This is a genomic window from Bradyrhizobium sp. BR 1432, assembly GCF_051547705.1.
In the GTDB taxonomy this organism is placed as follows: domain Bacteria; phylum Pseudomonadota; class Alphaproteobacteria; order Rhizobiales; family Xanthobacteraceae; genus Bradyrhizobium; species Bradyrhizobium zhanjiangense.
The window spans coordinates 645,427-666,845 of the sequence record NZ_JBPUGF010000004.1 but is presented as its reverse complement, the minus strand read 5'-3'; the positions used below and the strand labels follow the sequence as shown (position 1 = coordinate 666,845).

The window sequence follows — 21,419 nt, the reverse complement described above, 5'->3', positions numbered from 1 at the left end:
CATTCGAGTTAGGAACGACGTGCTCGCCGCCGTGTTGCCTCGCTTCGCGCGACTGGAACACACAGCGAGACCGGCACCGTCGTTCCAGAGCTCGCGACGCGCGCAGAATGACGCCTAGGGACAGCGCGGCCGGCCCACTTGTCCGCCGCAATTTCCATGCTAGGCTGGATGCACAGATGGGGATGGAGTCCCCGACAACCGCCCGGCGGTCGATGATCGTACTGGGCTGATGACTCCTGCTTGAGGTGGGGCAATCTTTGAGCCTCTGCCTTTGGTGGGAGCATGGACCGACCCGCCGATGGCGGGTTTTTTGTTGCCTGGTGGCGAAGGCAGGAAACTGGGCCAGCAAGCCAAGGCCAGGAGAAAGTGAAGACGTGACCACGACGACACCGAATGCTGCGCGCGCCACCTTACCCAGGGGAATCTGGGTGCTCGGCTTCGTCTCGATGCTGATGGACATCTCCTCCGAGATGATCCATGCGCTGCTGCCGGTCTATCTCGTCACCGCGCTCGGCGCCTCCACGCTCACGGTCGGCTTCATCGAGGGCATTGCCGAGGCGACCGCCTCGATCACGAAGATCTTCTCCGGCGCGTTGTCGGACTGGCTCGGCCGCCGCAAGCTGCTCGCCGCGCTCGGCTACGGGCTGGCCGCCTTCACCAAGCCGCTGTTTCCGCTCGCCCCGAGCGTCGGATGGCTGGTGGCGGCACGCTTCATCGACCGCGTCGGCAAGGGCATTCGCGGCGCGCCGCGCGATGCGCTGATCGCCGACATCGCTCCCATCGGCCTGCGCGGCGCGAGCTTTGGCCTGCGGCAATCGCTCGACACCATCGGCGCCTTCGTCGGGCCGCTCGCGGCCATCGGCATGATGTGGTGGACGGCTGACAATTTTACGATCGTGTTCTGGGTGGCAGTGCTGCCGGCCTTTCTGTCCTTCGGCCTGATCGCCTTCGCCGTGCACGAGCCGGAGCCGGATCCGAACCGAAAACCTGCAACGAACCCGCTCAATCTTGCCGCGATGCAGCAGCTCGGGGCAGTCTACTGGCGCGTCGTCGCGGTCGGTGTCGTGTTCACGCTGGCGCGCTTCAGCGAGGCCTTCCTGATCCTGCGCGCGCAGAACATCGGGCTCAACCCGATGTGGGTGCCGGCGGTGCTGGTGCTGATGAACGTCACTTATGCGCTGTCGGCCTATCCCGCCGGCGTGCTGTCGGACCGGATCAACCGCACCGGCCTGCTCGCGCTCGGCCTGGTCTTCCTCGCCGGCGCCGACCTCGCGCTGGCACTGCTCCCGAGCCTTGCAGGCCTCGCGCTCGGCGTCGTGCTGTGGGGGCTGCATATGGGGCTGACGCAAGGCCTGCTCTCGGCCCTCGTCGCCGATGCCGCGCCGCCGAGCCTGCGCGGCACCGCATTCGGCTATTTCAACCTGCTCACGGGCCTGGCCCTGCTGGCTGCGAGCGTGATCGCCGGCGCGTTGTGGGATGCCTATGGTCCGGCAGGCACGTTCCTGGCGGGACTCGGCTTTGCCCTGATCTCGCTCATGGGGCTGCTTGCCGTCGGCAACGGTCTGGCAGCGGAGCAAGAATGATGACGGGGAGGCTTTCGTCGTGCTGAGTGGGGTGCTTGCGATCATGATGGGTAGCGTGCTCGGCGGCTGTGCGCGCTATTTCGTGTCCGGCGCGATCGCGCGGCGATTGGGCGAGACGTTTCCGTGGGGCACCATGACCATCAATGTCACCGGCGCCTTCCTGATCGGCATTTTCGGCGCGCTCGCGACCCATCCCGGCTCGGCCTTCGCCACGCCCACCCCCTGGCTGTTCGCGGTGACCGGCTTTCTCGGCTGCTACACCACGGTGTCCTCGTTCAGTCTGCAAACCCTGACGCTGGCGCGGAGCGGCGAGCCGCTCTCCGCGCTCGGCAATGTCGTGCTCTCGGTCGGGCTGTGCCTTGCAGCCGTCAGTTGCGGCTTCCTCCTCGCGGACAGGCTTGGAGGATAGAAGCGCATGGCCGTCCCCTCCTCCGCCGAGCGCTGGCGTAGCGCGATACTCTACGCCTGGGTTGCCGCCGGCAGCATCGTCGGCGGACTGACCCGTTATCTGGTCGGTCTCGCGCTCGACACCGGACCGGGCTTTCCCTTCGCCACGCTGTTCATCAACGCCACGGGATCGCTGATCATCGGCTTCTACGCGGCGCTGACCGGCCCCGACGGCCGCATGCTGGCGCGTCCGGAGCACCGGCAGTTCGTCATGACCGGGTTCTGCGGCGGCTACACCACGTTCTCGACCTTCAGCCTGGAGACCTTCCGACTGCTCCACGGCGGCCTGAAGTACACGGCACTTGCCTATGTCGCAGCGTCCGTCATCTGCTGGCTGGTGTCGGCGTGGCTCGGGCATATGATGGCGAGCCGCTACAACCGCTTGACAAGGAGTTGACCATGCAAATCCCCGCTCAGGCCGTTTTGCTTCGGATCTTCATCGGCGAGAGCGACCATTTCGACGGCAAGCCGCTCTATGAAGCGATCGTGATGACCGCGCGCGAGCGGCACCTCGCCGGTGCCACCGTGCTGCGCGGTCCGATGGGCTTCGGCAAATCGAGCCGGCTGCACACTTCGAAGATCCTGCGACTTTCGGAAGACCTGCCGCTGCTGATCGAGATCGTCGACAGCGAGGACAACATCAACGCATTCCTGCCCATCCTGGATGGCATGATGTCGAGCGGCCTGATCACCTTGGAGAAGGTGCAGGTCCTACAATATGGTGCGAAGGCCGCGAGCTGATCGCTCCAGCAGGAACCCGAGCCCGCCGTGTCCGGGAGGCGGAATGAACGATACTGTTACCACACCGAAAACCAGGACGAAGACCAAGGTCGAGCGGCCGCGGCTGCACAAGGTCATCCTGATCAACGATGATTACACGCCGCGCGAATTCGTCACCATGGTGCTCAAGGCCGAATTCCGCATGACGGAGGATCAGGCCTACAAGGTGATGATCACCGCGCACAAGCTGGGCACCTGCGTCGTCGCCGTGTTCACCAAGGACGTCGCCGAGACCAAGGCGACGCGTGCCACCGATGCCGGCCGCGCCAAGGGCTACCCGTTGCTGTTCACGACGGAGCCGGAGGAATAAAGCTCAGCCCACCAGCGCGTGCGTTTCTTCGGCCAGCCCGTACACGCGCTGTGCCTTGGAAAATCCTGCGATCGGAAATTCGCCGAGCTCGTGCCAATCGTGGTGGCAGACATTGGCAAAACCTTCCGAGGCCACAACGGTCCGCCCCAGCCGCCCCGTGATCTTCTCCAGCCGGGCCGCGAGATTGACGGCGGGGCCGATGCAGGTGAAGTCCAGCCGGTTGCCGCCACCGATATTGCCGTAGAGGATGTTGCCGATGTGCAGCGCGACGCCAAAGCGGAAGCGCTCGACGACATCGCCGACCGGAAACGCGAGCTGCTCCACGCTGGCGCGCGATTCACGCGCCGCCTCCAGCACGCGCGCGCAGACATGGGCGGCATCGCCGACATATTCGTCGATCGGAAACACTGCGAGCAGGCCGTCGCCCATGAATTTCAACACCTCGCCGCCGTGGCCCCGGATCGCGGTGACCTGGCAATCGAAATAATGGTTGAGGATTGCGACCACCGTCTCGGCTGGCAGCCGGTCCGACAGCGCAGTGAAGCCGCGCAGGTCCGAGAGCCAGATCACCGCCTGCATGGTGTCGGTGTGTCCACGGCGGATCTGGCCGCCGAGAATGCGTGCGCCGGCGCGGTTGCCGACATAGGTGTCGAGCAGCATCTCGGCGGTGCGTCGCAGGCTGATGATCTCGCTGACGCGCGCGAGCGGCGCTATGATGCTTCGGATCGCCGCGATGTCGTCGTCGCTGAAGCCGCCGGGATACTGCGTGATCCAGCTCGTGGCGTGGATGGAGCCATCGAGAAAAGGCACCGGCACGGCAATATAGTCGGTCGCGCCTTCGGCGCGCATGTCGTCGAGGAACGGAAATCGCTTGCTGTCGGGATCGCTCGCGCGTCCCCTGACCTCCACCCCCTGCTCGAACACGATGCGGAGCGGGCTGCGGGCGAATTCGGGCGTCTCCAGGATCTCGAAATCGACGCTGCCGATTTCGACCTCCCCACCCTGCCGCCAGATGAAGTTGCGGCCGAAGATTTCCGGATGCAGCGTGCGGATGAAGATGCCGAACCGCCACACTGGCAGGCCGGCCGCGACCAGACGTTCGCAGAAATCGGCGATCATCTCGGCCGGCTCTAGCGACGACCAGGCACCGCCGATCAGCCAGTTGCAGATGCGCTGGAGCTCGGAGCTGTTCATGCCCGCATTTGCGGACGAAGTTGTGGGCCCGTCAAGCTGCGCGGTGGGCTAGTACCGCGACAGGGCGCGTTATCCGCGGTGTGCTCACCTCTCCCTACGGGAGAGGTGAAAGAACTAGCGTCCCACCTGCCCGCGATCGCGCAAAAAGTGATCCGCCAGCACGCAGGCCATCATGGCCTCACCGACGGGGACGGCGCGGATGCCGACGCAGGGATCATGGCGGCCCTTCGTGACGATCTCGGTATCAGTGCCCTTGCGATCGACGGTGCGGCGCGGCTGGAGGATCGACGAGGTCGGCTTCACGGCAAAACGCACCACCACCGGCTGTCCGGTGGAGATGCCGCCCAGAACGCCACCGGCATGGTTGGAGAGAAAGCGCGTGCCGTCATTGCCGGTGCGCATCTCGTCGGCGTTCTCTTCGCCGGTCAATTCGGCCGCGCCAAATCCGGCGCCGATCTCGACGCCCTTCACGGCGTTGATGGTCATCATCGCGGCCGCCAGATCGGAATCGAGCTTGGCATAGATCGGCGCACCCAGGCCCGCCGGCACGCCCTCGGCGACGACTTCGATCACCGCGCCGATCGAGGAGCCGCTCTTGCGGATGCCGTCGAGATAGGTCTCGAAGAAGGCGGCCTTGTCCTTGTCGGGACAGAAGAACGGATTTTTCCCGATCTCGTCCCAGTCCCATTTGGCGCGGTCGATCTTGTGCGGGCCGATCTGCACCAGTGCGCCGCGCACCTTGACGTCGGGCAGCACTTTTCGCGCGATCGCGCCGGCGGCAACGCGCGTGGCGGTCTCGCGCGCCGAGGAACGTCCGCCGCCGCGATAGTCGCGCAGGCCGTACTTCGCCTCATAGGTGAAGTCGGCATGACCGGGGCGAAACTTGTCCTTGATCTCGGAATAGTCCTTCGAGCGCTGGTCGGTGTTCTCGATCAGGAGCCCGATCGGGGTGCCCGTCGTCACCTGCACGCCGGTCTCCGGATGCGCCATCACGCCGGACAGGATTTTCACCTGGTCCGGCTCCTGGCGCTGGGTGGTGAAGCGCGACTGGCCGGGCCGGCGGCGGTCGAGATCGCCCTGGATGTCGGCCTCGGTGAGCGGGATCATGGGCGGACAGCCGTCGACCACGCAGCCGATCGCCACGCCGTGGCTCTCGCCGAAGGTGGTGACGCGGAACATGTGGCCGAAGGTGTTGAAGGACATCCGTCTCTACTCGTCAGTCAGTTCTGACTTGTGGTGGTAACGCGGGGGAACACCCGGGTCAAACACACACTCGGTGATTCCGGGGCGATGCGAAGCATCGAACCCGCAATGACCGCGTTCCAGGCTAACTAAACTTCTCCAGCCGCCGGTCGCGGAACACATAGACGGCGCCTTGCTCGATATAGAGCTCGGCGGCACCGGCGGGGGTCTCGATGCCCAAAGCCACCATCAGGGCCCGGCAGGTGCCGCCATGGGCGACCGCGACGGTATCGACCAGAAGCGACTCGTACCAATCGAGCATGCGCAGCTGCACCGCCGCATAGGTCTCGCCGCCGATTGGCGCGACCGTCCATTTGTCGGCGAGGCGCCTTGCATAGACCGCGGGATCGGAGGCCTCGCTTTCGGCCAGTGTCAGCCCCTCCCAGGTGCCGTAGCCGATCTCCCGCAGGCGGTCGTCGAGCGAATAATCGGCAAGCGGCAGTTCAAGCTTGCGGCGGACGAGTTCCATGGTCTGGCGCGCACGCCCGAGTGGGCTCGACACGTAGGGCAGCGCCGCCTTGTCCTTGCCGTCGCGCCTCAACAGATCGGCGAGAACGCCGGCTGCGTGCACGGCCTGTCCACGGCCACGTGCATTCAGTGGAATGTCCTGGGCGCCCTGGAGCCGCCCGAGCGCGTTCCACTCGGTCTCGCCGTGGCGCAGGAAATAGATCGTGGGCACGGGCATTGCGGTTCGAAGGCTAGTCTTGTTCGAGCATGATCTTATCGGAAAACCGGTTCCCACTTTTCCGGATCATGCTCTACCCGCCGAGTGAGATATCCGGCGCGTCTGGGCGCTTCATGCCGAGCACGTGATAGCCGGAATCGACGTGGTGCACCTCGCCGGTCACGCCGCGCGACAAGTCGGAGAGGAAATACAGCGCGCTGCCGCCGACGTCTTCGGTCGACACGTTGCGCCGCATCGGGGCGTTGTACTCGTTCCACTTCAGGATATAGCGGAAATCGCCGATGCCGGAGGCGGCGAGCGTCTTGATTGGACCTGCCGAGATCGCGTTGACGCGGATGTTCTTCTCGCCGAGATCGGCGGCGAGATAGCGCACGCTGGCTTCCAGCGCGGCTTTCGCCACGCCCATGACGTTGTAATGCGGCATCCATTTCTCGGCGCCGTAATAGCTGAGCGTGATGAGCGAGCCGCCATCCGTCATCAGCTTCTCGGCGCGCTGCGCCACCGCGGTAAACGAATAGCAGGAGATCAGCATCGACTTCGAAAAGTTCTCCTGCGTGGTGTCGACATAGCGGCCGTCGAGCTGCTCGCCATAGGCGATCGCGTGCACCAGGAAGTCGATCTTGCCCCACTTCTCCTTCAGCACCGCGAAGGCGGCGTCGATGGTCGCGGCATCCGTGACGTCGCAATGGCCGAGCACGAGACCGCCGACCTCCGCGGCGAGCGGCTCGACGCGCTTCTTCAGCGCATCGCCCTGATAGGTGAAGGCGAGCTCGGCACCGGCCGCGCGGCATGCCTTGGCGATGCCCCAGGCGATCGATCGGTTGTTGGCAACGCCGAGGATCACGCCCCGTTTGCCCTGCATCAGACCTGAATTCTGCGCCATTTTTTCAACGTCCCATCGAGCGGGTTAAGGTCTGGAGGTACACCAGCCCTCCTTCGCGGTACAGTCCTAATACGCGGCGTTAACGCTGTTTCGAGCACCGGAATAGCCGTTTCATTCGGGTGTTATGATCGTTGTGGCGCTCGCGCCGAACACCGGGACGTGAAAACCGCAATGAATGCGTTTCGCCAGAGTGTGGAAACCATGATCCCGGCGTTGCGCCGCTATGCCCGCGCGCTCACGCGCGATGCGGATGCGGCCGACGATCTGGTACAGGATACGTTGGTACGCGCGCTGCGTTCGGAGCGTCTGTTCCTCGGGGGCGACGTCAGGAGCTGGCTCTACACGATCCTGACCAACCTCAACAAGAACCGGCGGCGCTCACTGGCCAGGCGGCCGCAATTCATGCCGCTGACGGAGAACAACCCGGATGCCAGCGGGACTGAGGCCGAAGGGCGCGACATCGAGAAGGCGCTGGCGACGCTGGTCGAGGAGCAGCGTTCGGTGCTGCTGCTGGTGATGCTGGAGGGCATGAGCTATCGCGAGGTCGCCGACATTCAGGGCGTGCCGATCGGCACCGTGATGTCGCGCCTGGCGCGCGCCCGCGCCCACGTCAAAGCCTCGCTCGAGGGCGCGCGCCCGGCGCTCAGGCGGGTGAAATGATGGCAGGGCTGATGCATCTCGTGTTGTCCGCCCACACGCAGATGGAGCGAGCGGCGTTGAGCCACGAAGGACATTTTGGGCCGCAGAGCCAGAGACGACCGATATGAACGACCGCAACATTCCGATCACCGAAGACGAGCTGCACGCCTATGTCGACGGCGAGCTGCCGGCCGAACGTCGCGCCGACGTCGAGGCCTGGCTTGCCGCCCATCCTGACGAGGCCGAGCGTGTGCAGTCCTGGCGCGCCATGGCCGACATGCTGCACGCCCGCTACGACTTCGTCGCCCAGGAGCCGGTGCCGGCACGGCTGGAGCTCGAGCGGCTGGAGCGCCGACCCCGGCAATGGCTCTATGGCGCCGCCGCGGCTGTGCTGGTTGCTTTCGTCGCCGGCGGCACGACCGGTTGGATCGCGCATGGCGCCGCCAACGCGCCCTCGACCTTCCAGAGTTTTACGGCGGACGCGCTCGACGCCCACCGCCTCTACGTCGTCGAGGTCCGCCACCCCGTCGAGGTCGGCGGCAACGAGCGTGACCATCTCCAGGCCTGGCTGACCCGGCGCTGCGGCTGGACCGTGTTCGCGCCGAACCTGGAGGCGAGCGGGCTGAAGCTCGTCGGCGGCCGGCTCTTGCCGGGGCCGAAGGTCCGGCGTCGTTCCTGATGTATGAGGGCGCCTCGGGCGAGCGGTACACGATCTACACGGCCAAGACCGAGAACGGCGCGACGCAGATGCGCTACGCCAAAACGGACAAGGACGGGGCGCTGTTCTGGGCCGAGCGCGGCGTCGGTTACGTCGTCAGCGGCGGCGCCGACCGCGACCGGCTGACCAAGGTGGCGCAGGCCGTTTACGACCAGGCAGAGAAGCACGGTACCTAGACAACCCGCGCTATCGCGATGCCTCGATTCCGACATCGAAAATTTGGAATCAGGACATCGACGCGTCTCAGAATCGCACCGGATGATCACGCGAAAATGAGCAGCGTTCGATCCGCCGATCGACGCAGGCGGCCTCGATTGGGGTTTTTGGTACCGCGCTGGTCCCCCTCTCGAGGCCGCACCTTTTTATCGGCGGCCCCGCCGGACAGCCGACACGCCTCAAACGTCAGCGTTGAAGCGCGACCGCGCTTCAGGCGTATGTTGAGCATCATCCTTTCAGGAAGAGAATGCTCCGATCGTCGAGGCGGCCTCGGATAGCGCCCTAGCCGAGCCCGCTACGCGGATTGTAGGGATGTTGGTCCCGCCACTTTTCCATCAATGACTTCAAGCTCGGCATCGTTCCCGTCCGGTAGCATAATCCTGATGACGACGAAGAGGTCTCCGGTTCCACCGGCCTTCGGCAGTCCCTTGCCCTTGAGGCGGAAGGTTCGGCCGCTGGAGGTGTTTTTCGGGACCGAGAGCTCCACGGCATTGCCGAGGGTGGGGACGCGGACCTTGCCGCCGAGCACCGCCTCATAGAGCGTGACCGGCAGATCGATCCGCAAGTCGGCGCCTTCAACCTTGAAGTGGGGGTGGGGCGCGATGTTGATGGTGATCAGGAGATCGCCGGGCGGATGGCCCTGCGCGCTTTCGCCCTGCCCCCTCAGCCGGATCTGCTGGCCCTCGGTGACGCCGGCCGGAATCTCGACGTTCAGCTCCTTGCCCGTGGGCAGCCGAACACGCTTCTCGCCGCCCTTGACCGCCTCTTCCAGAGAGACGGACATGGCAACGTTCACGTCGAGATCGAGCCCGATCCCGCCGGTGTCGAAGTCGAATTGGGCGCCGCCCCCGGCCCCGGGCCGCGCGCCACGCATCCCACCGCCGAACATGCTGTTGAGGATATCCTCGAACGCGCCGCCGCCCGGGCTACCACCCGCACCGCCGCTCCGGAACGTATAGCTCTCGAACCCGCCGGGGCCCGCGCGCCCGCGCGGCCCGCCGCCCCCCGGAAAGCCCTGGAAGCGCGGCTTGCCTTCGGCGTCGATCTCGCCGCGGTCGAACTGCTTGCGCTTGTCCTCGTCGCCGAGAATCTCGTTGGCCGAGTTGATCTCGGCGAAGCGCTCGGCAGCCTTCGGGTCACCCTTGTTGCTGTCGGGATGATGCTTCTTGGCAAGCTTGCGATAGGCGCTCTTGATGGCGGCAGCGTTGGCGCTCCGCGGCACCCCCAAGACCTCATAGGGGTCGCGCATCCGTCACGTCTCCTTCACGGAATCGAATTGTTCAAAGGGCTCCCCGCCCCACCTGCAGATCATGTGGGGAGAGAGTGGCATTTTTGCAACTAGGGCCCGCGCCGGATCCTAGCTCCGCCACGGCTTTAGCGTATGAATCTCCCAACGGCCACGGCTGCTTTGGCAGCCGGCGCCCTGGAGCCAGCTTTCGGTATTGCCGTTGACGTAGCTCGCCAGGAAGTCGCGGCACTTGCGGCCGTCTTCGGCGGCATAGGATTGGGCGATCGGGGTGACCGAGCCGCGCGCCCCGGTCTCCGGATTCTCCCAGTGCTGGCTGGAATCCTTGTCGCCCTTGCTGAGGACGTCGGAGGCGGCGTTGCGGGCGAAGGCGAGATCGGTCTCGGTCGGCGGGGCGTCCTTCGCCGGCCGCGCGATCGATCCGGTCAGGTCGCTGTCGTCGGCCTTGGCATAGGCACTGCTGTCGTTGCGCGAAAAGCTGCAACCGCCGGCACCAAGCCCGATTAGAATCATCGTCATGACGAAGCCGGACGGACGGATCACCGATAGGCCAACGCGTCCCCATGCCCTATATAGGGCGGTAGCGGACAATAGCGCGTTTTGGGCCGCGGGACGCAACTCGGACTCCAGACATGACCGACACGACCTCGATGAAACACCAGACACCCTTAACATCCGGTGATTTCACCGCCGCCGACGAGCCATTTGCATTGTTCGAGTCCTGGCTGAACGAGGCGATCAAGAGCGAGCCGAACGATCCGAACGCGATGGCGCTCGCGACCGTCGACCCTGATGGGCTTCCGGACGTGCGCATGGTGCTGATGAAGGGTTTCGATACCGAGGGTTTCGTCTTCTACAGCCACATCGCCAGCCAGAAGGGCCGCGAACTCGCCGCAAATCCTAAGGCAGCATTACTTTTTCACTGGAAGTCGCTGCGCCGGCAGGTCCGCATCCGCGGCAACGTGACGCCGGTGACCGACGCCGAGGCCGATGCCTATTTCGCCACCCGCCCCAAGCAGGCCCAGATCGGCGCCTGGGCGAGCAAGCAATCCGAGGCGCTGGAGAGCCGCTTTGCCTTCGAACAGGCCATCGCGAAAGTCGCGGCCAAATACGTCATCGGCGAGGTGCCGCGGCCGCCGGGCTGGAGCGGCTGGCGCATCACGCCGGTGCGCATCGAGTTTTGGCACGACCGCCCATTCCGCCTGCACGACCGCATCGAATTTCGCCGTGACGCGGCCGGCCAGAAATGGTCCAAGACGCGGATGTATCCTTGAGCCTTGTCTTTAGCTTTTGGCCGACCTGAAAGATGTCCATGCCGCATTCGTCCAATGTGCCGCGTCGTACGCTGCTCCTGACCGGAGCCAGCCGCGGCATCGGCCACGCCACCGTGATCCGTTTCTCCTCGGCCGGCTGGCGCGTCATCACCTGTTCACGGCATGCTTTCCCGGAGGACTGCCCGTGGGACGCAGGCCCCGAGGACCACATCCAGGTCGACCTCGGCGATCCCGAGGATACCGCGCGCGCGATCACCGAGATCCGCCGCCGGCTCGAGGGTGGCACGCTGCATGCGCTGGTCAACAACGCCGCGATCTCGCCGAAGGGCGCGGGCGGCGCGCGGCTCGGCTCGGTCGACACCGATCTCGACACCTGGACGCATGTCTTCAACGTCAACTTCTTCGCGCCGATCATGATGGCGCGCGGGCTGATCGAGGAATTGAAAGCGGCCAGGGGATCGGTCGTGAACGTCACCTCGATCGCGGGCTCGCGCGTGCATCCCTTCGCGGGCGCCGCCTACGCGACGTCGAAAGCCGCGCTCGCCGCGCTGACGCGCGAAATGGCTTCCGACTTCGGCCGCATCGGCGTGCGCGTCAACGCGATCGCGCCCGGCGAGATCGACACCTCGATCCTGTCGCCCGGCACCGAGAAGATCGTCGAGCAGCAGATCCCGATGCATCGGCTCGGCACACCCGACGAGGTCGCCAAGATCATCTATGTGCTGTGCACGGACACCAGCTCCTACGTCAACGGCGCCGAGATCCACATCAACGGCGGCCAGCACGTTTGATCCACTCTCGTCGCTGCACTCGCAATGACCGAGCATGAGGCGACGGCTCGCACTCCAATCTCCACTGTCATTCCCCGCCACCGGGTCTCGCCTTCGGCGGGCCCGATGACAGGCTCCGGCGGGGAATCCAGTACGCCGCGGCTTCTCGATTCATCACTGCCGCTTCGGCGTACTGGATCGCCCGGTCAAGCCGGGCGATGACAGCGAGTTGTGGCTGCAGACATGCGTTCGCATTCTCGCGGCGTATTTCGCCCGAGCTTTGTTTCATCTCTCCACCCTCGAAGCCAAGAGGGCGATCGGCATAGAGGCGTGGAGTTTGGCTCCACGTCCCCTGCCACACCACCCGGCATGCGGGTCCGCACCGGGCGGTTCGATGGGTTGAGGTTAGCTTGCGAGGGAGGGGACTCCCAGCCGTCTGAAGCGTTCATTTGGCAACGCTTTGTTGAGCGCCACCTTCGAGGTGCGCCACCAGCGCCGTCTGTTGATGGCCACTCGCCTGGCTTCGTCGGGATGTACGCCGCGCGCGATCAATTCGCGGTAGACGACATGCCCGTTCTTCCAGTGCTTGAGCTGAACCGCCCGCAGACGATGCCGGATCCACCCGTCGATGTCGGCAAAGACGCCGGGCGTCTCTGCAAGGCGGAAGTACCCCTTCCACCCTGTCAGATACTTGCCGAGCGGCTTGCACATTTGTGCGAGACTGCGTCCGGCACTGCGCCGGGTCATGTCGCGCACGCGCTCTTTCATGCGTTCGATGGCCTGTGGTGCGACGCGCCGCCTGATCGTCCGTCCCGCAGCCACCCAAAAGGAGAAGCCGAGGAACTTCGATGCCGTGGCGCGTCGTACCTTGCTCTTGGTTTCGTTGACGCGGAGCTTCAGCTTCCCGAACAGCTTGCGCAGTGAGGTCATCACCCGCTCGCCCGAACGCTGCGTCCGAACGTAGACGTTCAGATCGTTGGCGTAGCGGACGAAGGCATGCCCGCGCCGCTCCAGCTCCTTGTCGATTTCGTCCAACAGCACGTTGGCCAATAGCGGAGACAGCGGACCGCCTTGCGGCGTCCCCTCACCCCGCTCGATCACCACCCCGTCTGCGAGCACGCCCGCATTGAGGTAGCGGCGGATCAGCCGCAGCACCCGACGGTCCGCGATCCGTTTGGCCAGCCTTCCCATCAGGATGTCGTGGTTGACCCGGTCGAAGAACTTCTCCAGGTCGATATCCACCACGAAGCTGCGGCCTTCCTGCACATAGGCTTGCGCGCGACGCACCGCGTCGTGCGCACTCCGTCCGGGCCGGAAGCCATAGCTTGCATCCGAGAAGGTTGGGTCGAACTGCGGTTGCAGAACCTGCAGCAGGGCCTGCTGGATGAACCGGTCGAGCACGGTGGGGATGCCGAGCTCGCGCTCGCCCCCGCCGGGCTTCGGGATCGCCACCCGCTTCACTGGCTGCGGCTGGTACTGCCCCGCGAGCAATTTCTCGCGCAGGAGCGGCCAGTGCACGCGCAGATGGTTAGGTAGCTCCTCCACCGTCATCCCGTCGATGCCGGGACTGCCCGCATTCTGCCGAACACGCTTCAGTGCGGCCTGAAGGTTCTGGCGTTCACACACCTTCTCCATCAGATCGCTGCTTCCTGGGCGCTCGTCTCCACTTCCAGTCAGGGGCGCTTCCACGCGCCCGGCCGGCCGCTGCGGCTTCACCGCAGCGGTCGATCGTGCGTCCGGGGCTTCCGGCTTCTGTGGCATAATTCCCCCGAGGTTTGTGGGCGTTTCGCCCTTCCCATCGTTCGGCCCTTCACGGCTTTAAGCCGCTACTACGGCCTCTGCTGACTTCTCGCTCCGAAGGCCTTGCAACCCTCGTCACCCTTTCAGGTGCAAGCGAGATCTCCCCGGGTAAGACCTTCGACCTTCGCTGCACGACCGCCGGATCTACGTCGCCTGCCTTGATCACAACGGCTTTGCGGCTCCTGGCCCGCTCGCCCTGCTCGGCTCCGCCTCATATCCGATTTCTGTTCGTCGGCCCGCAGCTTCGCTCCCCGCTTCCTTCACGCCGGCCTCGCGGTCCGACACTCTGCGGTTCACTTCGCTCGCTGTGATCAGCTCACGGAAGGACTTTCACCTCCAAGTCGAAGCCCATGCCGGGCACACCAGGGAAGGCCGGGTGCCGGCCGGCACCCGCGGTCCGCTGCGCGAAAAGCACACGCAGGAAGAACCGCACAGCAGCATACAGGTGTAGCCAATCACTCGGCCTTCCCTGCGCGATGGTCGGACGGCGTATGCCGAGTTCTCCCGGGAGCCGAGTTCCTTCTGGCCTCCCTCACTCCTGCGAAGTCGCCGGCACCGCGCCGGTTGACGCGGTTGCCGCATCCGCAAGAGCTTGACCGTAGCAACGACGGCCAGGACCACACGGTTTTGCCGTACGCACGGCCCGCCATTTCGCCGCAGTTTTCCCAGCCCTGTCGACGGAGCCGGAAACTTACGGGCGAGACGAACCTGACAGCGCCGTCCGTCCGCACGAAGCCCTGGGCTCACGGAGAGCAATCCGCCCTGCCCTGGCTGTTCGCGCCCGACGCTGCTGCGTCCACCGCAAGCCCGGCTCGCGAAACATGACGACCACACGATCGCCCCTCAAGATGAGCCGGGATGGGCGACACATACGACAAATCCGAATTTCGGTAAAGTGGAATATTTCCAAGCAGGCACCTTGACAACACGGCTGTGATCGCGCGGTGTTTTGCCCGACGGGCGACATCGCATTCTGTCGTGATATGATCGCGCGGCCGTGAACGTCACCTTGATCGCGGGTTCGCGCCACAATCGAAAGCGGCGCTCAACCGCGCCGAGATCCGCATCGTCGTCATCACCCGATGCTTTGGGCGAGAATGTCGAGGCTATGCTGCGCGATGTCTTAAAGCATCTCGTCGCTTTCAGCCGCGACGGCGCCATCGCCGAGACCATTGTCTCGACGGCGCAGATCGTGAAGCGCTAGCTGATTTGCCGAAAGACGGAAGCAAGGCGATCCAGACAACGCCGCCGCAAGACCTGGATCGCCCGCCTTCCTTCCGTTCCTCAATCGAGTCGAATCCGACGCGACCGTTCGCGCAGCCGCGGGGCGGCGGCGTTCAATGCAGTCGAGCAGTCGTCGTCGTTTTCGCCGTCGAGCAGCGGAGCACCACAGTGCCGGCACAGGCGTGCCGACAACGACGGCGCCTTGCCGCTCGTCACGGCCTGACGATAGTTCGCCAGATCGATGACGTTGCGGGGCGTCGTTATGTGTTTTTCAACCATGGCTGTTCCTCGCGGCTAACATGCTGCTTATCGCAGACAAGTTTCGCGCAAACGTTCAGCCCACCGCTCAAATTTTACCGGAGGAATTGGGGCACAGCGCACACATCACGGCACCGCCTCAATCCCGCTCTATTCTGCGACACGATCGACCGTGTCTTTGCGAACCGCGTAAGGTCTCGGTAGCTATTTTCCGAGAGCGCGGGAGATCAGAGCCACTTCTTCCACTTGAAGATCCAGTACGGGACGATCGCGGCCACCAGCATCATCACCAGCGCCATCGGATAGCCGTGGATCCATTCGAGTTCCGGCATCACCTTGAAGTTCATGCCGTAGATCGAGGCGATCAGCGTCGGCGGCATCAGGACAACAGCCATGACCGAGAACAGCTTGATGATGTTGTTCTGCTCGAGATCGACGACGCCGAGCATGGCGTCGAGCACGAAAGTGATCTTGTTGGAGAGATAGGATGCGTGATCGGTCAGCGAGGCCACGTCGCGCTGCATGGTCTTGAGCTGCTCGCGCATGTCCTTCGACCATTTCACGCCTTCGACCACTGCGGACAAGAAGGTCACGACGCGGCCGATCGACACCAGGCTCTCCCGAACCTTCGAGGTCAGATCGCCCTTGCGGCCGATCGAGATCAGGATCTGGGAATATTGCTTGGCGTGGCCGTGGCGCTCACTCTCGGGCTCGAAGATGTCGTGCGAGACCTGGTCGATCTCGGCGCCGCAGCGCTCCAGAATGTCGGCGCAGCGGTCGATCACGGCGTCCAGGAGTTCCATCAGCACCATCTCGCCGGTGATGGAAGGCGTGCAGGAGCGACCGAGCTTGGCCTCGACCAGGGCGAATGGCTTCGGCAAATCGTAGCGCACCGTCACCAGGCGGTGGTCGCCGAGGATGAAGGTCACTGCCGTGGTCCGGGGCATGTCGGTATCGGAGTGGCACATCAGCGTCGCGGTCATGTAGCGCGCGCCGCTCTCGATATAGAGCCGGCTGGAGATCTCGATCTCCTGCATGTCTTCCCGGGTCGGGATGGCGATGCCCGCCAGCCGCTCCACCGCCTTGTCCTCGGCCGCGCTCGGGTTGACGAGGTCGATCCAGACCGCGCTCTCCGGCAGCGCGGTGAGATCTTCGATGACAGCCTTCTTGAGGGAGGCCTCGGAGGGAACAAACACCGAAAACATGACAACTCCAGAGCACCTGCGACAGAATGACAGCCCTTAGCGCGATTCTGACAAGTTCACGATGACAACCGGATTAACGAAGCGTTGGTATTTGTGGCGGGGTCGGGGTTCAACTGTGGCGCGGAATCGACAGTTCGGAGTCCCCTGCCGCAAAATCCGCACAGCGCCGCAAAACTTGCGGCAAAAAAGCCACAGCCGGGGTCTTGCAGCGCGGGATAAGGGCTTCAGTGCTGGAATTGTGGCAGATTTCAACGATAATGGGATTAACGGAGTCGAGGAACTTGGGCGCTAAGCTCAGGCGTTCCGCACGGTATTGTTTTGATTGGAACCAAACCATGTCGTCGCTGAAAGTTAAATTGGGGATCTTGGCCGCTGGCCTGATGCTGTCGGGCTGCATGCAGGCCACGCATTTCGAGGCGACCGACACCAAAGCCTTCAAGCCGAAGGATAAGGAACTCCTCGCCAAGGTCCGGTATGAAAATACCCCGGTCGCAGAGCCGTTCCGCCGCGCCATCGTCGAGTATCACCGCAAGGAATCGCCGGGCTCGATCGTGGTCGATTCCGACAACCACTACCTCTATTACGTGCTGGAGGGCGGCAAGGCGATCCGCTACGGCATCACCGTCGGCGAAGAGGCCATGGCCTGGTCCGGCATTGCCAAGGTGGGCAGCATGACCGAATGGCCGGCTTGGCATCCGACGCCGGGCGAGATTTCGCGCCTGGGCGTGCCGACCTATGTCGCGCCGGGTCCGGACAATCCGATGGGTTCCCGCGCCATGTACCTCTATTCGGGCGGCAAGGACACGCTGTTCCGCATCCACGGCACCAACCAGCCGGAATATATCGGCGCCTCGATCTCGTCGGGCTGCATCCGCCTGACCAACGAGGACGCGATCGACCTCTACAACCGCGTCAAGGTCGGCACCATCGTCGTGGTGCTCGAGCCGAAGCATGGCGACTCGCCGTATAATTCGCGCCTGGCGCTCGGCGGCAGCCAAACCGGCCAAGCCGGCAGCTACTGATCGCATTCTGATCTCTGACATCCAAAAGCGCCGGTCTTACCGGCGCTTTTTTGTTGCCGGCTTGTGCGACCGGGCTTTGTTGCCACCAGCCGACGGCTTGTCCGCAGCCGCAGGGGGAGTCTCCGCCGCCCCTTCGTCGGCGTCCTCCTTGCCGTCGGGCTTGGCCGCGACCTCGCGCGGCGGTGCCTCCTCGGGGCGCTCCGCCGGCAACAGCGGGGCGACCTGCGGCAGGGGATCCCAGACGTTCCACTGGCAGATCCGGTAATCGTTGCGCCGCTGCGCCAGGTCGAGATGGATGTGGTCCTCGTGGTACCAGTCCGAGCCCGGACCGAGCACGGTGGAGAAGCGCGCGCACACCGAATGCAGCACGCGCTCGCGCACCTCGCGCGACATGGTGCGGTCGGTCAGGCCGATCGACTGGCCGTTGGCGAGCTTGATGGCGCGGACGTCGAGGGCGTTGGCCTTGCCGTGCTCGGACAGCATCGCGCCGACGACGCGGTTGCGGCCACGGCACTCGAAGCTGTCGAAATTGTCGAGGTCGCTGATGGTCGAGCCGAGGCTCGCCGCCAGCGGCACCATGTCCTTGCGTACCCAATCGGCGACCGCGGACGCCATGTTGCAGCGGAGGATCGCCGCCGGCTTGACCGCCACCTTACGCTCGTCCGGCAGCACGATGGCCTCTAACCGCACCAGATCCTCACCGCCGCAGGCGCCGGGCCCGCGGATATCCGGAATCGACGGCGCGATCGCGATCTCCTCGGTCAGCGCCAGCCGGCAGGCCGAGGCCTGCTTCTCGGGCGGCGGCGCGGCCTCGGCGGGCTTGTCGGCGCTTGGCTTGTCCTCGGATGGCTTGCCTTCTGGCTCCGGCGCCCCCTCGTCCGACGCCTTGGGGGCCTCTTCGGGGCGCGGTTTTGGCAGTGGAATCTTGGCGTGACGAACGGCTGCGCGCGGTCGTGGTGTACCAAGGCCGAAGATATCCCATGGCGCAGGATATTTCCGCGCCTCAGCCCTCTCGGCGAGCACTAGCGACAGCGCGAGCGCGGCGGTAACCATTGCCGCGCCGGTGGACATATAGCCGCGACAAGACCATTTGCGGCGAAAGTCCGGCAGGCTAAAACTCATCACAATTGTTTGGCCCAAGGCTGAGAGCGATAACGCGCCCAGCGACTTCTCGGAGGAACGTCAGAATGCTCGGTTTGATGCAAGATTGGCCCCTGCTCTGCCACCGGATCATCGAACACGCCGCCAGGATTCATGGCAAGCAGGAGGTGGTCACGCGCTCTGTCGAGGGGCCGATCCATCGCACCAACTACGCCGAGATCCACCAGCGCGCGCTCAAGGTCTCGCAGATGCTGGAGCGCGACGGCATCAAGCTCGGCGACCGTGTCGCAACGATCGCCTGGAACACCTGGCGCCATCTCGAGGTGTGGTACGGCATCATGGGGATCGGCGCCATCTGCCATACCGTCAATCCCCGCCTTTTCCCCGAGCAGATCGCCTGGATCATCAACCATGCGCAGGACCGCATCGTGATGACCGACATCACCTTCGTTCCGATCCTGGAGAAGATCGCCGACAAACTTCCGAGCGTGGAACGCTATGTCGTGCTCACCGACAAGGCGCATTTGCCGGAAACCACGCTGAAGAATGTGGTCGCCTACGAGGACTGGATTGCGCAGGCCGACGGCAAATTCAAATGGAAGGACTTTGACGAGAACACGGCGGCCGCGATGTGCTACACGTCGGGCACGACGGGCGACCCGAAGGGCGTGCTGTATTCGCATCGCTCCAACGTGCTGCACGCGCTGATGGCCAACAATGTCGACGCGCTCGGCACCAGCGCCTCCGAGACCATGCTGCCGGTGGTGCCGCTGTTCCACGCCAACAGCTGGGGCATCGCCTTCTCCGCGCCCTCGCAGGGCACCAAGCTGGTGATGCCCGGCGCCAAGCTCGACGGCGCCTCGGTCTACGAGCTGCTCTCGACCGAGAAGGTGACGCACACCGCAGGCGTGCCGACGGTGTGGCTGATGCTGCTCCAGCACATGGCCGCCAACAATCTGAAGCTGCCCGACCTGAAGATGGTGATCTGCGGCGGCTCGGCGATGCCGCGCTCGATGATCAAGGCCTTCCTCGACATGGGCTCGAACGTCCGCCACGCCTGGGGGATGACCGAGATGAGCCCGATCGGCACCGTCGCGGCGCTGAAGCCGCCGTTCCAAAACGCGACCGGAGAGGCGCGGCTCGACGTGCTCCAGATGCAGGGCTATGCGCCGTTCGCGGTGCAGATGAAGATCACCGACGATGCCGGCAAGGAGCTGCCCTGGGACGGCAAGACCTTCGGCCGCCTCAAGGTCGCCGGCCCAGCCGTCGCCAAGGCCTATTACCGGCTCGACGCCAACATCCTCGACGAGGAAGGCTTCTTCGACACCGGCGACGTCTCGACCATCGACGAGGACGGCTACATGCGGATCACCGACCGCTCCAAGGACGTGATCAAGTCCGGCGGCGAGTGGATCTCCTCGATCGATCTCGAAAACCTCGCGATCGGCCATCCGGCCGTGGCCGAAGCCGCCGTGATCGGCGTGTTCCACCCGAAATGGGATGAGCGGCCGCTCCTGATCGTGCACCTCAAGCAGGGCCAGCAGGCCACGCGCGAGGACATCCTGAAGTTCATGGACGGCAAGATCGCCAAGTGGTGGATGCCCGACGACGTCGTCTTCGTCGAGGGCATTCCGCACACCGCGACGGGCAAGATCCTGAAGACGGAGTTGCGCGACCAGTTCAAGGATTACCGCTTCCCGAACGCGGCGGCGTAAGACGGTGCCACCCTCTCCTGGAGGGGGGCGTTTGACGCATTGAAGCCTCCACGACGTCATGGCCGGGCTTGTCCCGGCCATCCACGCCTTGCTCCGCTGCACGGAGAACGTGGATGCCCGGGACAAGCCCGGGCATGACGGTCTGGGCGCACGCGGAGCCCTTCGAATTTGCCCCCGCGCCGTGGTCTCAACGGCGCATAGCCGCGCCAGATCGGCCGGCGCCGCTCGCAACACCCGGCAGAGCTCACCCGATGGCCCGCAGGTTCTCCGCTCCCTATCAGTCGGAGCCCGTGTCCAGCCTCGCGAGCTGGGCGCGTAATCTGGCCGTGTTCGCGGTGGTGGCAGTGGTGGTCTCGATCATCATCGTCCGCTTCAACTTCCTGGAGATGAAACCGGCGCTGATGGCCTTCTTCGGCGGGCTTGCGATTGCCGGCCTCTCGATCCTGTTCGGGCTCGCCGGCTTTGCCGCGATCTGGCAGAACGGCTCGCGCGGCATGGCGCGCATCCTGCTCGCTTTCCTGATCGATGCGCTGATCCTCGCCTATCCCGCCTATCTCGGCCTGCAATATCGCAAGCTGCCGGCGATCCACGACATCACCACCAACCCGATCGACCCGCCGCGCTTCGACGCGTTGGCGCCCATACGCACCGGCGATGGCACCAACACCGCGGTCTATACCGGCCTCTATTCGGCCGAGCAGCAGCGCCAGTTTTATCCCGACATCGAGCCGATCGAGCTGGAGATCCCGGTGGACCGCGCCTATGCAATCGCACGCCAGCTCGTCAACAAGCGCAAATGGCTCGTCATCGACGAGCGTGCGCCGCAGCCGCCGCGCCGTATCGGCCGCATCGAGGCGGTCGCGCGCACGCCGATCATGGGGTTCCGCGAGGACATCTCGATCCGGGTCGTGCCTGATGGCGATGATTCCCGCGTCGATATCCGCTCCGCCTCGCGCTATTTCGAGAGCGACCTCGGCAGCAACGCTGCCCGCGTCAAGAAATTCATTGATGACCTCAACACCGCCGCCGATGCCGATGCGCTCAAGCCGGTGAAGAAGACGCCGGTCGCGCCGCCAAAAGCGCCGGCGAAGACGGTGAAGAAGTGAC

The 21,419-nt window shown here is 64.7% G+C and carries 20 protein-coding genes, 2 pseudogenes and 1 riboswitch; of the genes and pseudogenes, 12 read left to right on the top strand and 10 right to left on the bottom strand.

The features are described from left to right. Nucleotides 1-169: 169 nt before the first annotated feature. Nucleotides 170-246: riboswitch (Fluoride riboswitch) on the top strand. 128 nt (nt 247-374) lie between these two features. The 5 genes from ACSKB8_RS44110 to clpS are packed head-to-tail and all read left to right on the top strand — an operon-like array spanning nt 375 to nt 3,120. Further along, on the top strand, nt 375-1,583 hold the full coding sequence (locus tag ACSKB8_RS44110) for an MFS transporter (protein ID WP_438111703.1): 1,209 nt from the start codon (nt 375-377) through the stop codon (nt 1,581-1,583). Nucleotides 1,584-1,602: 19 nt separating this feature from the next. After that, the gene (gene crcB, locus ACSKB8_RS44105) at nt 1,603-1,992 is read left to right on the top strand and encodes a fluoride efflux transporter CrcB (RefSeq protein WP_438111702.1); all 390 of its coding nucleotides are present in this window, start codon (nt 1,603-1,605) and stop codon (nt 1,990-1,992) included. Nucleotides 1,993-1,998: 6 nt separating this feature from the next. After that, on the top strand, nt 1,999-2,427 hold the full coding sequence (gene crcB, locus ACSKB8_RS44100) for a fluoride efflux transporter CrcB (protein WP_438111701.1): 429 nt from the start codon (nt 1,999-2,001) through the stop codon (nt 2,425-2,427). 2 nt (nt 2,428-2,429) lie between these two features. Beyond that, complete coding sequence (locus ACSKB8_RS44095; RefSeq protein ID WP_091893616.1) at nt 2,430-2,771, top strand: DUF190 domain-containing protein; 342 nt, start codon at nt 2,430-2,432, stop codon at nt 2,769-2,771. Between the two features lie 43 nt (nt 2,772-2,814). Further along, nucleotides 2,815-3,120 (top strand): ATP-dependent Clp protease adapter ClpS, encoded by a 306-nt coding sequence (clpS, locus tag ACSKB8_RS44090; protein ID WP_091893614.1) that lies wholly within the window; start codon nt 2,815-2,817, stop codon nt 3,118-3,120. Between the two features lie 3 nt (nt 3,121-3,123). On the opposite strand, the gene ACSKB8_RS44085 is transcribed toward clpS, so the two are convergent. The 4 genes from ACSKB8_RS44085 to fabI all read right to left on the bottom strand — a co-directional run bounded on the left by ACSKB8_RS44085 (nt 3,124) and on the right by fabI (nt 7,124). Next, nucleotides 3,124-4,314, bottom strand: a complete 1,191-nt coding sequence (locus ACSKB8_RS44085; protein ID WP_438111700.1) for an adenylate/guanylate cyclase domain-containing protein — start codon at nt 4,312-4,314, stop codon at nt 3,124-3,126. 114 nt (nt 4,315-4,428) lie between these two features. After that, nucleotides 4,429-5,517, bottom strand: a complete 1,089-nt coding sequence (gene aroC / locus ACSKB8_RS44080; RefSeq protein WP_370984947.1) for a chorismate synthase — start codon at nt 5,515-5,517, stop codon at nt 4,429-4,431. Between the two features lie 124 nt (nt 5,518-5,641). Next, nucleotides 5,642-6,241: a histidine phosphatase family protein gene (locus ACSKB8_RS44075; protein ID WP_438111699.1), complete on the bottom strand. Its 600-nt coding sequence runs from the start codon at nt 6,239-6,241 to the stop codon at nt 5,642-5,644. Between the two features lie 73 nt (nt 6,242-6,314). Beyond that, complete coding sequence (gene fabI / locus ACSKB8_RS44070) at nt 6,315-7,124, bottom strand: enoyl-ACP reductase FabI (protein ID WP_128935306.1); 810 nt, start codon at nt 7,122-7,124, stop codon at nt 6,315-6,317. A gap of 171 nt (nt 7,125-7,295) precedes the next feature. Between fabI and ACSKB8_RS44065 the strand changes: the two genes are divergently transcribed. Further along, on the top strand, nt 7,296-7,784 hold the full coding sequence (locus ACSKB8_RS44065) for a sigma-70 family RNA polymerase sigma factor (RefSeq protein WP_091893603.1): 489 nt from the start codon (nt 7,296-7,298) through the stop codon (nt 7,782-7,784). Nucleotides 7,785-7,887: 103 nt separating this feature from the next. After that, a pseudogene (locus ACSKB8_RS44060) lies at nt 7,888-8,657 on the top strand (anti-sigma factor family protein). A 322-nt stretch (nt 8,658-8,979) separates the two neighbouring features. Here the strand turns inward: ACSKB8_RS44060 and ACSKB8_RS44055 are convergent. Further along, a pseudogene (locus ACSKB8_RS44055) lies at nt 8,980-9,946 on the bottom strand (DnaJ C-terminal domain-containing protein). Between the two features lie 108 nt (nt 9,947-10,054). Continuing rightward, a complete protein-coding gene (locus ACSKB8_RS44050) occupies nt 10,055-10,462 on the bottom strand; it encodes an RT0821/Lpp0805 family surface protein (RefSeq protein WP_164934631.1) in 408 nt (135 codons plus the stop codon). Nucleotides 10,463-10,575: 113 nt separating this feature from the next. Here ACSKB8_RS44050 and pdxH point away from each other — a divergent pair, with 113 nt between their 5' ends. Together pdxH and ACSKB8_RS44040 are read left to right on the top strand one after the other, a co-directional pair. Then, on the top strand, nt 10,576-11,217 hold the full coding sequence (gene pdxH / locus ACSKB8_RS44045) for a pyridoxamine 5'-phosphate oxidase (RefSeq protein ID WP_128935310.1): 642 nt from the start codon (nt 10,576-10,578) through the stop codon (nt 11,215-11,217). Between the two features lie 38 nt (nt 11,218-11,255). Further along, the gene (locus ACSKB8_RS44040) at nt 11,256-12,008 is read left to right on the top strand and encodes an SDR family NAD(P)-dependent oxidoreductase (protein WP_128939757.1); all 753 of its coding nucleotides are present in this window, start codon (nt 11,256-11,258) and stop codon (nt 12,006-12,008) included. 384 nt (nt 12,009-12,392) lie between these two features. Here the strand turns inward: ACSKB8_RS44040 and ltrA are convergent, their stop codons facing one another. The 3 genes from ltrA to ACSKB8_RS44025 all read right to left on the bottom strand — a co-directional run bounded on the left by ltrA (nt 12,393) and on the right by ACSKB8_RS44025 (nt 16,474). After that, the gene (gene ltrA, locus ACSKB8_RS44035; protein WP_438111698.1) at nt 12,393-13,622 is read right to left on the bottom strand and encodes a group II intron reverse transcriptase/maturase; all 1,230 of its coding nucleotides are present in this window, start codon (nt 13,620-13,622) and stop codon (nt 12,393-12,395) included. Nucleotides 13,623-15,071: 1,449 nt separating this feature from the next. Next, the gene (locus ACSKB8_RS44030; RefSeq protein WP_128935312.1) at nt 15,072-15,290 is read right to left on the bottom strand and encodes a hypothetical protein; all 219 of its coding nucleotides are present in this window, start codon (nt 15,288-15,290) and stop codon (nt 15,072-15,074) included. Nucleotides 15,291-15,496: 206 nt separating this feature from the next. Beyond that, nucleotides 15,497-16,474: a magnesium transporter CorA family protein gene (locus ACSKB8_RS44025; RefSeq protein WP_438111697.1), complete on the bottom strand. Its 978-nt coding sequence runs from the start codon at nt 16,472-16,474 to the stop codon at nt 15,497-15,499. Between the two features lie 335 nt (nt 16,475-16,809). Here ACSKB8_RS44025 and ACSKB8_RS44020 point away from each other — a divergent pair, with 335 nt between their 5' ends. Beyond that, on the top strand, nt 16,810-17,496 hold the full coding sequence (locus tag ACSKB8_RS44020) for a L,D-transpeptidase (RefSeq protein ID WP_130212824.1): 687 nt from the start codon (nt 16,810-16,812) through the stop codon (nt 17,494-17,496). A 36-nt stretch (nt 17,497-17,532) separates the two neighbouring features. On the opposite strand, the gene ACSKB8_RS44015 is transcribed toward ACSKB8_RS44020, so the two are convergent. Then, nucleotides 17,533-18,618 (bottom strand): extensin family protein, encoded by a 1,086-nt coding sequence (locus tag ACSKB8_RS44015; protein WP_438111696.1) that lies wholly within the window; start codon nt 18,616-18,618, stop codon nt 17,533-17,535. 65 nt (nt 18,619-18,683) lie between these two features. Here ACSKB8_RS44015 and ACSKB8_RS44010 point away from each other — a divergent pair, with 65 nt between their 5' ends. Together ACSKB8_RS44010 and ACSKB8_RS44005 are read left to right on the top strand one after the other, a co-directional pair. Beyond that, nucleotides 18,684-20,312, top strand: a complete 1,629-nt coding sequence (locus ACSKB8_RS44010) for a fatty-acid--CoA ligase (protein WP_370984941.1) — start codon at nt 18,684-18,686, stop codon at nt 20,310-20,312. Nucleotides 20,313-20,563: 251 nt separating this feature from the next. Further along, on the top strand, nt 20,564-21,418 hold the full coding sequence (locus ACSKB8_RS44005; protein ID WP_438111695.1) for a DUF1499 domain-containing protein: 855 nt from the start codon (nt 20,564-20,566) through the stop codon (nt 21,416-21,418). The last annotated feature ends 1 nt before the right edge of the window (nt 21,419 follow it).

Excerpts from the sequence above, each read along its gene's own strand:
- crcB (WP_438111701.1), top strand. The coding sequence starts at position 1,999 with ATGGCCGTCCCCTCCTCCGCCGAGCGCTGGCGTAGCGCGATACTCTAC.
- ACSKB8_RS44095 (WP_091893616.1), top strand. The coding sequence starts at position 2,430 with ATGCAAATCCCCGCTCAGGCCGTTTTGCTTCGGATCTTCATCGGCGAG.
- clpS (WP_091893614.1), top strand. The coding sequence starts at position 2,815 with ATGAACGATACTGTTACCACACCGAAAACCAGGACGAAGACCAAGGTC.
- ACSKB8_RS44085 (WP_438111700.1), bottom strand. The coding sequence starts at position 4,314 with ATGAACAGCTCCGAGCTCCAGCGCATCTGCAACTGGCTGATCGGCGGT.
- aroC (WP_370984947.1), bottom strand. The coding sequence starts at position 5,517 with ATGTCCTTCAACACCTTCGGCCACATGTTCCGCGTCACCACCTTCGGC.
- ACSKB8_RS44075 (WP_438111699.1), bottom strand. The coding sequence starts at position 6,241 with ATGCCCGTGCCCACGATCTATTTCCTGCGCCACGGCGAGACCGAGTGG.
- fabI (WP_128935306.1), bottom strand. The coding sequence starts at position 7,124 with ATGGCGCAGAATTCAGGTCTGATGCAGGGCAAACGGGGCGTGATCCTC.
- ACSKB8_RS44065 (WP_091893603.1), top strand. The coding sequence starts at position 7,296 with ATGAATGCGTTTCGCCAGAGTGTGGAAACCATGATCCCGGCGTTGCGC.
- ACSKB8_RS44050 (WP_164934631.1), bottom strand. The coding sequence starts at position 10,462 with ATGACGATGATTCTAATCGGGCTTGGTGCCGGCGGTTGCAGCTTTTCG.
- pdxH (WP_128935310.1), top strand. The coding sequence starts at position 10,576 with ATGACCGACACGACCTCGATGAAACACCAGACACCCTTAACATCCGGT.
- ACSKB8_RS44040 (WP_128939757.1), top strand. The coding sequence starts at position 11,256 with ATGCCGCATTCGTCCAATGTGCCGCGTCGTACGCTGCTCCTGACCGGA.
- ltrA (WP_438111698.1), bottom strand. The coding sequence starts at position 13,622 with ATGGAGAAGGTGTGTGAACGCCAGAACCTTCAGGCCGCACTGAAGCGT.
- ACSKB8_RS44030 (WP_128935312.1), bottom strand. The coding sequence starts at position 15,290 with ATGGTTGAAAAACACATAACGACGCCCCGCAACGTCATCGATCTGGCG.
- ACSKB8_RS44025 (WP_438111697.1), bottom strand. The coding sequence starts at position 16,474 with ATGTTTTCGGTGTTTGTTCCCTCCGAGGCCTCCCTCAAGAAGGCTGTC.
- ACSKB8_RS44020 (WP_130212824.1), top strand. The coding sequence starts at position 16,810 with ATGTCGTCGCTGAAAGTTAAATTGGGGATCTTGGCCGCTGGCCTGATG.
- ACSKB8_RS44015 (WP_438111696.1), bottom strand. The coding sequence starts at position 18,618 with ATGAGTTTTAGCCTGCCGGACTTTCGCCGCAAATGGTCTTGTCGCGGC.
- ACSKB8_RS44010 (WP_370984941.1), top strand. The coding sequence starts at position 18,684 with ATGCTCGGTTTGATGCAAGATTGGCCCCTGCTCTGCCACCGGATCATC.
- ACSKB8_RS44005 (WP_438111695.1), top strand. The coding sequence starts at position 20,564 with ATGGCCCGCAGGTTCTCCGCTCCCTATCAGTCGGAGCCCGTGTCCAGC.